The sequence below is a fragment of the Zoogloea sp. JDB1 genome, assembly GCF_056724025.1.
Map to the genome: position 1 here is coordinate 1164235 of NZ_CM161496.1, position 14325 is coordinate 1178559.

Consider the following 14325-nt stretch of genomic DNA (forward strand, 5'->3'; position numbering starts at 1 on the left):
GGGATGAGAACTGTCCAGGTGGATGTGGCCGTCATCGGTGCAGGCACTGCAGGCCTGGCCGCGTATCGCGCGGCGAAGGCCGCGGGAGCCAGCGTGCTGACCATCGAGGGTGGCGAGTATGGCACCACCTGCGCACGGGTCGGCTGCATGCCAAGCAAGCTTCTCATCGCCGCGGCAGATGCAGCCCATGCGATCGCCAGGGCCCCGGGCTTCGGCGTCCGCGTCGAAGGGCGCGTGTCGATCGATGGGCGCCAGGTCATGGAGCGGGTGCGGCGTGAAAGGGATCGCTTTGTCGGTTTCGTGTTGAGCGGGGTGAGTTCCATGCCCGAGTGGTCGCGCTTGCGCGGCCACGCCCGTTTCGTGGATGACAGGACGCTGGAAATCGACGACCACACGCGGGTCTGCGCCAAGAGCATCGTCATCGCCACCGGCTCCCGTGCCGCTCATCTGGAAGGCTTGGCGGCGCTCGGTGATCGGCTGGTCATCAACGACGATGTGTTCGGTTGGGAGGACCTGCCTGCCTCTCTGGCCGTGGTTGGACCGGGAATCATCGGGCTCGAGCTGGGGCAGGCCCTGCATCGCCTGGGCCTGCGGGTTGCCGTGCTGGGGCGGGGTGGGCGTATCGGGCCGATCACCGATCCGGTCGTTCGGGACTACGCCATTGCCGCCTTCAATGAAGAATTCATGCTCGTGCCGGCAGCCCGGATGGAGCCGCCGGTGCGGGATGGCGAGCGCGTGGCGATCCGGCATCTGGGGCCGGACGGGGCCATGCGGCAGGATTATTTCGATTATCTGCTGGCGGCGACCGGGCGGGCGCCCGACCTGCTCGATACCGGCCTGGCGCGGACCACGTTGAGGCTCGATGCCAAAGGCGTTCCGCTGTTCGACCCGGCCACGACCCGGACCATCAGCGAAGACGGAGCGAGCCCGATCTTCATTGCGGGGGACGCCGGCAACTACATGCCGCTGCTGCACGAAGCGGTCGATGAGGGGCGTATTGCCGGCCAGAACGCAGCCAGCCATGCCCTCGGCAAACCGGTCAGCCCCGGCCTGCGCCGGGTGCCGCTCAACATCGTGTTCACTGATCCGCAAATTGCCGTTGTCGGCGGGGGATTCCGGGCATTGCAGCCTGGCAGCTTCGCGACCGGTACCGTCTGCTTTGAGGATCAAGGACGTGCGCGGATATTGCTGCGCAATAAAGGACTGCTCAATGTGTATGGTGATCCGGCCAGCGGCCGCTTCCTTGGGGCGGAGATGCTGGCGCCTGAGGCAGAGCATCTGGGGCACCTGCTCGCCTGGGCGCTGCAAAAGCGGATGACCGTGACCGAGATGCTCGAAATGCCGTTTTATCACCCGGTGATCGAGGAGGGCGCGCGTACGGCCCTGCGGGACCTGCGGCGACAGATGGGGGCGTAACCGGCCTAGATGCGGCCCAGCAGCAGCAGGATGATCAGGATCACCACCACCAGGCCAAGCCCGCCGCTGGGGTAGTAGCCCCAGTTCCGGCTATGCGACCAACTCGGCAAGGCGCCGACCAGCAGCAGGATCAATACGATCAGCAGAATGGTTCCGATGGACATTTGATGTCTCCTTGTCCGAATGGTGGGTGTCGTTTGATCCTACTCAGTCGCTGTGCCGCGTCTGTACGCCATCGAACATGCGTTGAAGTCCCAGCTGTGTACGTCAGCAGACAGACTGCCGCTACGACGTTCTGTAGCTTGAATCCATCCGAGCCAAGGGGATCTCAGGTTTCCTCGCGGCGACGGAACGGTATGCCGGGCTCTCCTTGAAAGTGCGACATATCCCGCCTTGCAAGTTGTTGAGGAGTCCTATCATGAAAAGCACCCAGAAACTGAACCTTTGCGCGGTCGCTGCAACACTGCTGCTGGGCCTGAGCGCCTGTTCCGGAATGTCGGCGCGGGACAGGAGCACCGCGGTGGGCGCCGGTATCGGTGCCGTCGGTGGCGCGGTGCTGACTGGTGGCAGCACGGCCGGAACGATTGGCGGCGCGGCGGTCGGCGGCATCATCGGCCACGAGATCAAAAAGTAGGGGTAATGCCAGGCGCTGACATGATCGAATCCCTTCTCCTCACGGCTGCGCGCATTTCCACGTTCTCCGCGCAGCGGCGCCTGACCAGCGCCAGCGGCTTTTTCTTCGAGCGGGACGGCCAGTTGTTTCTCGTGACCAGCCGTCACGTGCTGTACGACGAGCCGACCGGTCATGCGCCGACCCGGATCGAGATCGAGCTGCACATCGACCCGGCCAACATCGCAGCATCTACCGGCTTCTCCATTCCCCTGTACCAGGCAGGCCGTAGCGTCTGGCGGCAGGGGACGGATACGGCGGGCAAGATCGACGTGGTGGTGATTCCCATCGAACGCAGCGTGCTGCCTGCCAATGTGCTCTACCGAGCCTTTACACCACGGCATTTGCTGGGGCAGTTCGAGCTGGTGGAGGTCGGGACGGCCTTACTGATCCTCGGATTTCCCCTCGGCTTCCACGACACCCTGCACCATGTTCCGGTGGTCCGTCACGGGATTGTTGCCTCGTCCTTTGGATTACGTTTCCAGGGGCAAGGCTATTTCCTGACAGATGCCCGCACCCACCGGGGCAGCAGTGGTGCGCCGGTAGTCATGCGGATCGCCAGACCGGACGCCGGGCGGGCGGATCTGCCATGGATGTTGCTGGGCATTCATTCGGGAAGGCTTGACGTTGGCCCGCGGGACTTGAAGGACGATGAAATGCTCGGCCTCAATTACACGTGGTACGCGGACATCCTGCTTACCCTGACGATAACCTGAGTCCAGCCAGGCTACCCTTTCCAGTGAAGCCGAACGATGCTGTGGTGGGGAAGTCTGAAAGGGAGTCGGTTCGTTCTTTCTTCGCGCCCTGTCGGGCCTTGCAGGCGCTTTTCGCCCACGGTCCAGGTGGCGCCACCAGGAGTTCGCCATGTCCGCCCGCGCTTTCGACACCCTTCGTGACTTCGAATTAGGCTCCGGCCGCAGGGGCCGCCTCCATTCGCTGCCAGCCCTGGAGGCCACGGGATTTCCTCACCTGGGCCGCCTGCCGGTTTCCCTGCGCATCATGCTCGAATCGCTGTTGCGCAATCTCGACGGCAAGCGCATCACCAAGGCCCACGTGTGCCGCCTGGCCGGCTGGCAAGCGCTGGCGGAACGCAGCGACGAGATTCCCTTCGTGGTGGCCCGCATCGTGCTGCAGGACTTCACCGGCGTGCCGCTGCTGTGCGATCTGGCCGCCATGCGCGGTGTGGCGCAGCGCTTCGGCAAGGACCCGGGAATCATCGAGCCGAGGGTGCCGGTCGATCTGGTCGTCGATCACTCGGTGCAGGTGGACCATTTCCGCGAGGCCGATGCCCTCGACCTCAACATGCGTCTCGAATTCCGCCGCAATGCGGAGCGCTACCGCTTCATCAAATGGGGCATGCAGGCCTTCGACAGTTTCCGCGTAGTGCCGCCGGGCATCGGCATCGTGCATCAGGTGAACCTGGAGTATCTGGCCCGCGGCGTGATCCGCCAGGGCGACCTGTATTACCCCGACACCCTGGTCGGCACCGATTCCCATACCACCATGATCAACGCCCTCGGCGTGGTCGGGTGGGGCGTGGGAGGCATCGAGGCGGAGGCCGGCATGCTCGGCCAACCGGTGTATATCCTCACTCCGGACGTGGTTGGCGTGCACCTTGCCGGCCGCCTGCCGGAGGGCGTCACCGCCACCGATCTTGTGCTGGCGGTCACCGAAATGCTGCGCAAGGCCCGGGTGGTCGGCAAGTTCGTCGAGTTCTTCGGCGATGGCACCGCCTCCCTGAGCCTGCCGGACCGGGCCACCCTCGCCAACATGGCGCCTGAGTATGGCGCGACGATGGGCTTCTTTCCGCCGGACGAAGTCACCGCCGCCTATCTCACCGCCACAGGGCGCAGCGATGAGGAGGTGGAGGCTTTCGTCAGCTACTACCAGGCCCAGGAGTTGTTCGGTATTCCGCGCACCGGGGAGATCGACTACAGCGCGGAGCTGGAGCTGGACCTCGCCACCGTGGTGCCCAGCGTGGCCGGCCCCGGGCGGCCGCAGGACCGCATCGTCCTGCCCGAGCTGAAAGCGCGTTTCGATACCCTGCTGGCCCGGCCGGCTGGCGAGGGCGGCTACGGGAAGGCTGCGGGGGAACAAACCGCACGCCCGCTGCTGGCCGACGGCTCCAGCCTCGGTCACGGCGACGTATTGATCGCCGCCATCACGTCGTGCACCAATACCTCCAACCCGGGTGTGATGCTGGCCGCTGGTTTGTTGGCGCAGAAAGCGGTGGCCCGGGGCCTGAAGGTCGCGTCCCAGATCAAGACTTCCCTCGCTCCCGGCTCGCGGGTGGTGACGGACTACCTGGGCAAGGCCGGCCTGCTGGAGCCGCTGCAGGCGCTGGGTTTTCGCGTGGTGGCCTATGGCTGCACCACCTGCATTGGCAATGCCGGGCCGCTGTCGCCGGAGCTGGAAGGCCTGATCGCCGGGCACGATCTGATATGCGCAGCGGTGCTGTCGGGCAATCGCAACTTCGAGGCCCGCATCCATCCGGCCATCAAGGCCAACTTCCTGATGAGCCCGCCGCTGGTGGTGGCCTTCGCGCTGGCCGGCCGCGTCGGCATCGACATGGCGACGGAGCCGCTCGGTACCGGCAGCGACGGCATGCCGGTCTTCCTGCGCGACATCTGGCCGAGCCAGCAGGAGGTGGGCGCGGCTTTGGCCCACGCCACCGACCCGGCGATCTACCGCCGGCTCTACGCCGACTTTGCCGCCGGCAACCCGCTGTGGAACCGGATCGCCACCAGCACCGGCCAGACCTACGGTTGGGACGCTTCCACCTACATCGCCGAGCCGCCGTTCTTCGCTGGTTTCGACATGCAGCCGGCGCCGCTGCCAGTCATCCGCAACGCCCGTGCGCTGGCGATCTTCGGCGACTCGGTGACCACCGACCACATCAGCCCGGCCGGTTCGATCAAGCCGGCCTCGCCGGCCGGCCTGTGGCTGCAGGCCCACGGGGTGACGCCCGACGAATTCAACAGCTATGGCTCGCGCCGCGGGCACCATGAAGTGATGATGCGCGGCACCTTCGCCAACGTGCGCATCCGCAACCGGATGCTGCCCGCCGATGCGACCGGCAAACCGATGGAGGGCGGTTTGACGCTGGTTCAGCCGGGGGGCGAGCGCAAGTCCATCTTCGATGCGGCGATGGACTACCTGGCCGCCGGCACGCCGACGCTGATCTTTGCCGGCGAGGAGTATGGAACCGGATCGAGCCGCGACTGGGCCGCCAAGGGCACTCGTCTGCTCGGCGTGAAGGCCGTGGTGGCGAAGAGCTTCGAGCGTATCCACCGTTCCAATCTGGTCGGCATGGGCGTGCTGCCCCTGCAGTTCGCGGACGGAAACGACGCGGCGACGCTGGCGATCCGCGGCGATGAGCTTTTCGATCTGTCGGGCCTCGAAGGTGGCATTGCTCCGCGCCAGCCGGTGACGTTGACGATTCGCCGGCTGGATGGAACGTCCCGGAGCGTGGCGCTGCTGCTGCGTATCGATACGCCGGTGGAGGTGGACTACTACCTGCACGGCGGCATCCTGCCCTATGTATTGCGGGAACTGTTGCATGCATGAGGCGCTTTTCCATTCGCCATGACCAGGCAGCAGCGAGAAATCGCCAAAGCCCTATGTGGGCTGACGCACATAGCAAACGATATTTTTGATCTATGCTGCTTTAGTGCGATTGGAGTTGAAAAATATAAAAAACGAAAAAATTGTTTGAGAAGAAGGGGGATGGAGTGGCCAGCAAGATGAGCGAAGGCTCTCGACAGAACAGGATTCTCGCGGCCCTTCTACCGGAAGAGCGCGCCCGGCTGGAGAGCGATCTGGAGTTCGTGAGCCTATCGGCTGGACAGACCGTTTACAGGTCCGGCGATCACTTGGGCTTCGTCTATTTCCCCACCACCTGCACCTTTTCACGGATCGCCACCACGGCGGATGGTGCGTCGGTCGAACTGGCGATGACCGGCAGCGACGGCTTCGTCGGCATTCCCCTGATTCTGGGCGGTGACACGAGTCACTACAAGGTCGTGGTCCAGCGGGCGGGCGGGGCTTTCCGTCTGCGCGCCGAGGTGATGTCCTGGGAGCTCGAGCAGGGCGGCAGTCTGCGCCGTATGGCGCTGTGTTACATCCAGGCGTTGATGAGCGAGATTGCCCAGAGTGTGCTGTGCAACCGGCACCATTCCGTCGATCAGCAACTGTGCCGCTGGCTGCTCCGTAGTCTCGACCAGAGTTCCTGTACGGAGCTCGATGTCACGCAGGAGACAATCTCCAGTCTGCTGGGCGTGCGCCGCGAAGGCATCACCGAGGCGGCCGGCAAGCTCCAGGCCGCCGGGTTGATCCATTACCGCAGAGGGCACATCACGGTGACGAATCGCGCCGGATTGGAGGCCCGGGTCTGTGAGTGCTACCACGTGGTGAAGGGTGAGTATGAACGGCTGTCCAGCCTGACGACCAAGAGTCTGGCCCTGCCGCGTGCCCGCCCGAACCCTGCCACGTTGCGGCAGCGCGCAGAGGTGCGTCTCAAGCAGAACCAGCCCTACGCCGACAGCACCCAGTGGGACACCGCCCGGCTGCTGCATGAACTGCAGGTGCACCAGATCGAGCTGGAAATGCATAACGAAGAGCTCCAGCTCGCCTATGATGAGGCCGATGCCCTGCGCGAGAAATACGCGGATCTCTACGATTTCGCGCCGGTCGGCTATTTTACCCTCGACGCCCAGGGCATCATCCTGCAGATCAATCTGGCGGGGGCGATTCTGCTTGGCATCAAGCGCTCACAGATGGGGCGCTTCCGCTTCGGTGCATTTGTGAAGCCGGCTTTCCTGCCCGAATTCAACAGTTTTGTAGCAGAGGTGCTGGGCGGCAAGACCAGGAGCAAATGCGCGGTCGCCTTGACGGCGACAGACCATCGCCCCGAGGTGCTGGTCCGGATCGAGGCGGCGTCGGATGCCGAAGGCCGGGAATGCCGCATGGTGGTGATGGAGATCAGCCAGGAAAATGGGCTGCCCTTTCATGAGGCGGTGCGGGCGCTCGTTTCGAGTGGCCGGCGTGGTCTCGATGCCGTTCAGTAAGCATCGAACCTGAAGAGCGCGTTGCCCTTGCGCCGGCCCTGTGCCGGCGCTGATCAGTGCCGTGCCTGGCGTTTTCTCAGTTGGGCTTCGAGCTGCTTGATGTCAGTGATGTCGATGAAGGTCACCACCACGCCGTCGATCACGTTGTCCTGGGTCCGGTAAGGCATGATGCGTACCCGATACCAGCGACCGTCCGCGGTGCTGACCTGGTGCTCGCGGAAGTTCAGGGTGCTCAGCACGGACACGGCATCATCGTGGAGAGAGGGGTAGTCCAGGTCGGTGACAATATCGGACAACGGGCGCCCGACGTCGCCGGGGATGAGCTTGAAGAGATGGGTTGCGTGGGTAGTAAAGCGTCGCAGCTTCATCTCGTTGTCGAGGAATATGGTGGCGATTTCCGTGCTGTTGAGCAGGTTTGTCATGTCGTTGCGTGCCCAGGTGAGGTCGTCCACCTTGGACTGCAGCTCGGCATTGATGGTCTGCAGCTCCTCGTTCATCGACTGCAGCTCTTCCTTGGAGGTGGTGAGCTCCTCGTTGGTGACCTGAAGCTCCTCGTTGGCCGACCGCGCCTCCTCGAGGGACGCCTGCATCTCTTCCTGGTTGATGCGCAGCGCCTCGCGCAGCTGATTCAGTTCGAGCATCAGGGCGCTCTCCCGCTCGGAGGCCAGTCGTTTGCGCGGCTGATTGCCCAATGGCGATTTCACGTCGGTGAATACGACCAGCACGCGATCGCGCAGGGCTTCCGGTTTTTCGATTCCCTGCACGGTGACATTGACCGTCTGCATGCGTCCATTCACGTCCACCTGCAGTCCATCGAGTTGGATCGGCTGTGTCTGGTGCAGGGCGTTGCGGATGACGCCGATCAGGGCGTCGCGCAGGCCTTCCCGGGCCATCGCGTGGATGTTGATATTGACCTTGCCGGCGGCGGGTTCCAGGTATTTTCCGACGCGGCCGCTGATGTACAGGATGTCGCCATCGCCATTGACGAGTACCGCCGCCGGCGAGAAGTTCTGCTGGATGAGCTGGTCGGTCTGGTATTCGAGGCTGTCCCGGTAGTCGGGGCGCCCACCGTTTTCCATGATGGGGGCGCTGGACGGGGGGCGGGTCGGGAAGTCCAGCCAGGGTGAGCGCGCGCTCTGGTCGATGCGCTGGAAAACGTGCATCTTCTTGTCAAGCGGCGCAAAAAGGCTGGCGAAACCGCCAATGGTTTCGGCGCTGCCCAGCACCAGAATGCCGTGACGGTTGAGGGCGTAGTGGAAGAGGGGCAGCACCTTTCGCTGCAGGGCCTGGCCGAAGTAGATCAGCAGGTTGCGACAGGACAGGATGTCGAGCCGCGTGAACGGTGGGTCGGAGACGACATTCTGCGGCGCGAAGATCACCATCTCGCGGATGTTCCGGTTGAGCCGGTAGCCGCCATCTTCAGTGACGAAATGGCGAGCCAGCCGTTCGGGCGTCACGTCGGCCGCGATGTTGGACGGATAGCAGGCCTTGCGTGCCCTGTCGACGGCATCCATATCCAGGTCGGTGGCGTAGATCTGCAGGGTGAAATGCCCTTGGGGTTTCACGTTTTCCAGGGCTTCCTTGAAAACGATCGCCAAGGAATAGGCCTCCTCGCCCGTCGAGCATGCCGGCACCCACGCGCGCAGGATCTGGCCGTCCGGATAGCGGCTAAATAGCGTCGGGATGGCGATGTCACGCAGGAAATCCCAGACGGGGGGATCGCGGAAGAAGTTGGTGACACCGATCAGCATCTCCCGGAAGAGCAGGTCGAGCTCCTGCGGGTTGTCACGCAGGTAGCCCACGTAGCTGGCGATGCCATCGATCTGGAGCAGCGCGATGCGTCGTTCGATACGCCGGAGCAGGGTGCTGGGTTTGTACAGGGAAAGGTCGTTGCCGCTGCGGTTGCGGAGCAGGACGATGACGCGCTCCAGAGCGTTCTGCTCACGTCTTTCGGGCGTTTCATCGATCGGCGCATGGCGCACGGCATGCCGGAGATAGCCCGTAATGCGTGCGCTGAGTTGATCGCAGGGCGCGACGATATCGACCATACCGGCCTTGATGGCATGGTCGGGCATGCTACCGGCCTTGGCCGTGGCCGGATCTTGCGCAAGGGTAAGGCCGCCTTTCTCCTTGATCGCGCCGAGCCCGAGCATGCCATCCGACCCCATGCCGGATAAGATCACGCCGATGGCCTTGTGCTGGCGATCCTCGGCCAGGGTGCGCAGGAAGAAATCGATGGGCAGGCGCAAGCCGCGCTTTTCGCTCGGATCGAACAGGTGCAGGTTTCCGTGCAACAGCGACAGATCCTTGTTGGGCGGAATGACGTAGACACAGTTGGGCCTGATGGTCATGTGCTCGGCCGCCTCGACGACCGCCATGTGGGTGTTCCGCTGCAACAGCTCGGGAAGATTGCTGTGGTGCTCCGGGTCCAGGTGCTGGACGACGATGAAGGCCATGCCGCTGTCGGCGGGCGTATGGCCCAGCATCGCCTCAAGGGCTTCGAGGCCGCCTGCGGAGCAGCCGATGCCAACAACCGGGAAGTCGGTTTCACGGGTGCCCTTTTTTTGCTCACGACGGTTGCCGTCGCGAGTGGCACCTGCCTTGGCCGGTTGGTCTGGTGTGGTCATGGGTGGCGGGGAAGGAGGCTGTCCGTTTGTCATTTCTGATTCGGCATGGAAGGGGGCGGTAGTTCAGCCACTTGCTGCGGCCTTCATTGCCGGAGCGTGTATGTACCCGGAGTGGGCCGGCAGACGGACTATACTGCCTTGTAGAAAGCGCGTTCACCAATATCCGCCGCTTCGACGGGAGTGGCGTGGCGCGTCATTCATTCAAGCCGCCACGGCAACGAATGGTGCCAGACGCAAATAGGCGCACTGCAAGCAGCGGGGAGGTTGAATGCGAAGCGCACTGAGCAACCACCGGACCACTCTGGCCACGATTGCAAGCCTGGCAATGTTCAGTCGTGGATTGGAGCCTGAATACGCTCATGGCGTTCAGGAGCAAGTGGCCCGACTGAAAGGCCCGGCTCGCGAGACAGGCAAGAATATCCGCGATCTGACCGAGCTCCCGTGGTGCTCGATTGACAACGATGACTCCCGCGACCTGGATCAGCTGACAGCAATCCAGCCGCTTTCGCGAGGCGCTGCACGGGTGTTCGTGGCGGTGGCCGATGTCGATGCAATTGTCGCCAAGGGGTCGCCGATCGACGAGCATGCCCGCATCAATACGACCTCGGTTTATACCTCGGCGCGCGTATTCCATATGCTCCCCGAGCGCCTGTGCACCGATCTGACCTCGCTCAACCCCGACGAGGATCGCTTGGCCCTGGTGACCGAGATGGAGTTTACCGACGATGGGATATTGGTTGGCTCGACGATTTACCGCGCCATGGTGCGGAACAAGGCCAAGCTGGCCTACGACGCGGTTTCCGCCTGGATTTGCGGCACCGGCGATCTGCCGGGCCCTGCGCAAGCCGTCGTCGGCATGAACATCCAGTTGCGCATGCAGGACGAGCTGGCCCAGAAACTCCGGGTGCTGCGCCGCGCGCAGGGCTCACTGGAGTTCCAGACATTCCAGCCCCGGGCACTTTTCGAGGGTGAAAGAATTACCGCCATTCGGCAGCAGGAGCAGAATCGGGCACGGCAGTTGATCGAGGAATTGATGATCGCCACCAATGGCTGTACAGCGCGTTTCCTGGCGCAGCAGGGGAGCGCATCGCTGCGGCGGGTCGTGCGATCCCCCGACCGTTGGTTGAGGATTGTGGAGGTGGCCAAGACTTACGGTGTGACGCTTCCCGATCAGCCGGATGGCAGGGCGCTTGAAGCCTTTCTCGCACGGCAGCACAAATCCGATCCGCTGCGTTTCCCTGATCTGTCGCTCGTCATCGTGAAGTTGATGGGCTCGGGAGAATATGTGGTGGAGCGCCCGAATGGGCAGTCCATTGGTCACTTTGGTCTGGCGGTGGAAGCCTATATGCATTCCACCGCGCCTAATCGACGTTTTCCGGATTTGATCACCTTACGCCTGCTGAAGGCCGTATTGCAGAATGCCCGGCCACCCTATTCAAACAATGAATTGGATGAATTGGCCGTGCATTGCACTACCCAGGAGGATGCCGCTCGAAAAGTAGAGCGACAGCTCCGCAAATCGGAAGCGGCACTGCTGCTACATACGCGGGTTGGGCAACGATTTGACGGGCTCGTTACCGGGATTGGGCCGGAAGGCACGTGGGTGCGTATTTTTGAGCCCCCGGCGGAGGGGCGCCTCAAAGGCCCGCTGCCTGTATTGAAAATCGGGCAGTTGCTGCGCATTCGACTGGTATCCACCTCAATTGAGCGAGGGTTTATTGACTTCGTTCTAGAGAATTAAATCCTGGGGCCAGCGGGTTGACTGCGATGAAGCATTCGCTCCTCCGTGCTCATTTCGTCGCGCGCCTGCAGCGGCGGCGTGTCGCTCGCCATTTCCTGCGCCACTTCAGCTTCGAACTGTTTCGCCATGCGCCGGTCAGCAAGGCGGTGCCGCCGGATCTGGCGCAGAGTCTCGTGATGGCAGCGGGGGAGGAGCCTGCTGCACTTCTTGCCCGCCTGCAGGCCCACCCGGATGGACTGGATGTAATTCAGGCCGCAGGTATCCGCCGTAAGAGCGGTGAAAACCGTGTGGTCCACGAAAAGCCCATGCCCGGCTGGCTGCATCTTTGGCACTGCTACATCGATCCGTTCAACCTTTTGCTGTCCCTGCTGGCCGCCGTGTCTTGGTATACGGGCGACCTGAAGGCGACCACGGTTATCGGCAGTATGGTGGTGTTGTCCACTCTGATCCGCTTTGCGCAGGAGTGGCGCTCCAGCCAGGCGGCGGACGCCTTGAAGGCCATGGTCGGCAGCAAGGCGACGGTATTGCGCCGGGAGACCGATAACCCGGTTGACTCGGCGACGGCGCGCCACGTGGAGATCGAAGGACGTGACGTGCGCTGCGTGGAGGTGCCGCTTGCCGACCTGGTGCCTGGCGACATGGTGATTCTGTCGGCTGGCGACATGATCCCCGCCGACTTGCGCCTGCTCTCGGCCAGGGACTTGTTCATCGGTCAGGCGGCCATGACCGGAGAAGCCCTGCCTGTCGAGAAATTTGCAACTCCGCGTACCCCCGCTGTCACCAATCCTCTGGAACTGGATACGATCGCCTTCATGGGTACTACCGTGATCAGCGGGGCGGCCACTGGAGTGGTGATCGGCACGGGATCACGTACTTACTTTGGGACCCTTGCCGAGCGGGTCACGGCGGTCGAACATGCGCCGACGGCCTTTCAGGCAGGCGTCAACAAGGTGAGCTGGTTATTGATCCGCTTCATGGCGGTCATGACCCCGATCGTCTTTCTGATCAATGGTTTGACCAAGGGAGACTGGCTGGAGGCTTTCCTGTTCGCCATGTCGGTCGCTATCGGTCTGACCCCCGAAATGTTGCCGATGGTGGTGACCTCGACCCTCGCCAAGGGGGCAGTGCTGTTGTCACGGCAAAAGGTCATCGTCAAGCGGCTTGATGCAATCCAGAACTTCGGTGCAATGGATATCTTGTGCACCGATAAAACGGGAACCCTGACCCAGGACCATATCGTTCTGCAGCGTCACTGCGACATCGACGGACGGGATTCTGTGAAGGTGCTGGAGTACGCGTGGCTGAACAGCCAGTACCAGACCGGCCTGAAAAATCTCCTCGACGTGGCGGTGCTGGCGCGTGGAAATGAGCTTGTGGGGCTCGATCCGGCCCGGAATTTTCATAAGCTGGACGAGATCCCCTTTGACTTCCTGCGTCGCCGCATGTCGGTGGTGGTGGCTGAGCGGGACGAGCGTCCTCTGCTGATATGCAAGGGCGCCATTGAGGAGATTCTTACGGCCTGTAGTCAGGCGAGTCGTGGTGAATCCGTCGAGCCGATGACGCCGGAGTTGCTGGCCAATATCAAGATAATCACCGACGGCCTGAATGCTGACGGCCTGCGCGTCGTCGGCGTGGCCACCAAGACTATGCCGCCAGGCCAGGATACCTACAGTGCGGCCGACGAAACGGATTTAAGCTTCGCGGGCTATGTCGCCTTCCTTGACCCTCCCAAGGAAAGCGCTGCTCCAGCCCTCGCGGCACTGCGCGCCAACGGCGTGACTGTGAAGGTTTTGACCGGCGACAACGGGCTTGTGAGTGCGCGGGTGTGCCGCGAGGTAGGGCTGGAAGTTGCCGGAATGCTGCAAGGGCAGGAGGTGTCACAGATGGACGACCAGACCCTGCGCCAAGCAGTGGACAGCGCCACGGTCTTCGCCAAGCTATCGCCGATCGACAAGGAACGGGTAGTGCGGGCGCTACGCGCCAACGGCCATGTGGTCGGTTTCATGGGTGACGGCATCAACGATGCGCCCGCGTTGCATGCGGCCGACATCGGTATATCGGTGGATACCGCGGTGGATATCGCCAAGGAGGCCGCTGACATCATTCTGCTTGAAAAGAGCCTGATGGTACTTGCCGAAGGGGTGCGTGAAGGGCGCAAAACCTTCGCCAACATGCTGAAATACATTCGCATGGCTGCCAGTTCCAACTTCGGCAACGTCTTTTCCGTGCTGGTGGCCAGCGTATTTCTGCCTTTTCTGCCGATGCTGCCGGTGCACCTGCTGCTGCAGAATCTGCTCTATGACATCTCCCAGACGGGAATTCCTTTCGATAACGTGGATGAAGAGTTCCTCAGAACGCCCCAGCACTGGAATGTGGATGGGCTTGGACATTTCATGGCGTGCTTCGGGCCGATCAGTTCGATCTTCGATATCGCGACTTTCGCGCTGATGTGGATCGTTTTCCAGGCCACCACGCCAATGACGGAGACGCTCTTCCAATCGGGCTGGTTCGTCGAGGGACTCATGTCTCAGACCTTAATCGTTCACATGATTCGCACTCGCAAGCTGCCTATCGTGGAGAGCGCTGCATCTTGGCAGCTGACTGGCATGACAGGCTTTACGATGGCGGCAGGTATCTTCATCGTGATGGGGCCGCTGGCCCATTACTTCAAGCTAGTGGCACTTCCGCTCGCCTATTTCGGTTGGTTGACAGTAATTCTTGTCGCCTACATAAGTTTGACTCAATTGATGAAGGGCTGGTATGACCGCCACTTCGGCTGGTAATGAAGCTTTAGTAGAGTCACCC

Annotated in this window: 9 protein-coding genes; 7 read left to right on the forward strand and 2 right to left on the reverse strand. The window is 62.5% G+C overall.

Translation table 11 applies throughout. The features are described 5' to 3' along the window. The first annotated feature begins 3 nt into the window (after positions 1-3). Positions 4-1416: a dihydrolipoyl dehydrogenase gene (locus tag AC1PPK_RS05150; RefSeq protein ID WP_481116768.1), complete on the forward strand. Its 1413-nt coding sequence runs from the start codon at positions 4-6 to the stop codon at positions 1414-1416. A 5-nt stretch (positions 1417-1421) separates the two neighbouring features. Here the strand turns inward: AC1PPK_RS05150 and AC1PPK_RS05155 are convergent, their stop codons facing one another. Beyond that, positions 1422-1580: a DUF3309 family protein gene (locus AC1PPK_RS05155; RefSeq protein WP_481116769.1), complete on the reverse strand. Its 159-nt coding sequence runs from the start codon at positions 1578-1580 to the stop codon at positions 1422-1424. Positions 1581-1834: 254 nt separating this feature from the next. On the opposite strand from AC1PPK_RS05155, the gene AC1PPK_RS05160 reads away from it, so the two are divergent. The 4 genes from AC1PPK_RS05160 (at position 1835) to AC1PPK_RS05175 (ending at position 7152) form a co-directional block, all read left to right on the forward strand. Beyond that, entirely contained in the window at positions 1835-2050 is a 216-nt protein-coding gene (locus AC1PPK_RS05160) for a glycine zipper 2TM domain-containing protein (RefSeq protein ID WP_481116770.1), read from the forward strand. Between the two features lie 20 nt (positions 2051-2070). Then, entirely contained in the window at positions 2071-2802 is a 732-nt protein-coding gene (locus AC1PPK_RS05165; protein ID WP_481116771.1) for a trypsin-like peptidase domain-containing protein, read from the forward strand. Between the two features lie 148 nt (positions 2803-2950). Then, on the forward strand, positions 2951-5653 hold the full coding sequence (acnA, locus tag AC1PPK_RS05170) for an aconitate hydratase AcnA (RefSeq protein WP_481116772.1): 2703 nt from the start codon (positions 2951-2953) through the stop codon (positions 5651-5653). 176 nt (positions 5654-5829) lie between these two features. Continuing rightward, positions 5830-7152, forward strand: a complete 1323-nt coding sequence (locus AC1PPK_RS05175; protein WP_481116773.1) for a helix-turn-helix domain-containing protein — start codon at positions 5830-5832, stop codon at positions 7150-7152. A 53-nt stretch (positions 7153-7205) separates the two neighbouring features. Here the strand turns inward: AC1PPK_RS05175 and AC1PPK_RS05180 are convergent, their stop codons facing one another. After that, complete coding sequence (locus AC1PPK_RS05180) at positions 7206-9779, reverse strand: chemotaxis protein CheB (RefSeq protein WP_481116774.1); 2574 nt, start codon at positions 9777-9779, stop codon at positions 7206-7208. A gap of 268 nt (positions 9780-10047) precedes the next feature. On the opposite strand from AC1PPK_RS05180, the gene AC1PPK_RS05185 reads away from it, so the two are divergent. Beyond that, on the forward strand, positions 10048-11520 hold the full coding sequence (locus tag AC1PPK_RS05185; RefSeq protein ID WP_481116775.1) for an RNB domain-containing ribonuclease: 1473 nt from the start codon (positions 10048-10050) through the stop codon (positions 11518-11520). A 26-nt stretch (positions 11521-11546) separates the two neighbouring features. Continuing rightward, entirely contained in the window at positions 11547-14303 is a 2757-nt protein-coding gene (mgtA, locus tag AC1PPK_RS05190) for a magnesium-translocating P-type ATPase (RefSeq protein ID WP_481116776.1), read from the forward strand. The last annotated feature ends 22 nt before the right edge of the window (positions 14304-14325 follow it).

Bases quoted from the DNA above. Each gene is read 5' to 3' on its own strand.
- AC1PPK_RS05165 (WP_481116771.1), top strand. From the start codon at position 2,071: ATGATCGAATCCCTTCTCCTCACGGCTGCGCGCATTTCCACGTTCTCC.
- AC1PPK_RS05185 (WP_481116775.1), top strand. From the start codon at position 10,048: ATGCGAAGCGCACTGAGCAACCACCGGACCACTCTGGCCACGATTGCA.
- AC1PPK_RS05150 (WP_481116768.1), top strand. From the start codon at position 4: ATGAGAACTGTCCAGGTGGATGTGGCCGTCATCGGTGCAGGCACTGCA.
- AC1PPK_RS05160 (WP_481116770.1), top strand. From the start codon at position 1,835: ATGAAAAGCACCCAGAAACTGAACCTTTGCGCGGTCGCTGCAACACTG.
- AC1PPK_RS05175 (WP_481116773.1), top strand. From the start codon at position 5,830: ATGAGCGAAGGCTCTCGACAGAACAGGATTCTCGCGGCCCTTCTACCG.
- acnA (WP_481116772.1), top strand. From the start codon at position 2,951: ATGTCCGCCCGCGCTTTCGACACCCTTCGTGACTTCGAATTAGGCTCC.
- AC1PPK_RS05155 (WP_481116769.1), bottom strand. From the start codon at position 1,580: ATGTCCATCGGAACCATTCTGCTGATCGTATTGATCCTGCTGCTGGTC.
- mgtA (WP_481116776.1), top strand. From the start codon at position 11,547: ATGAAGCATTCGCTCCTCCGTGCTCATTTCGTCGCGCGCCTGCAGCGG.
- AC1PPK_RS05180 (WP_481116774.1), bottom strand. From the start codon at position 9,779: ATGACCACACCAGACCAACCGGCCAAGGCAGGTGCCACTCGCGACGGC.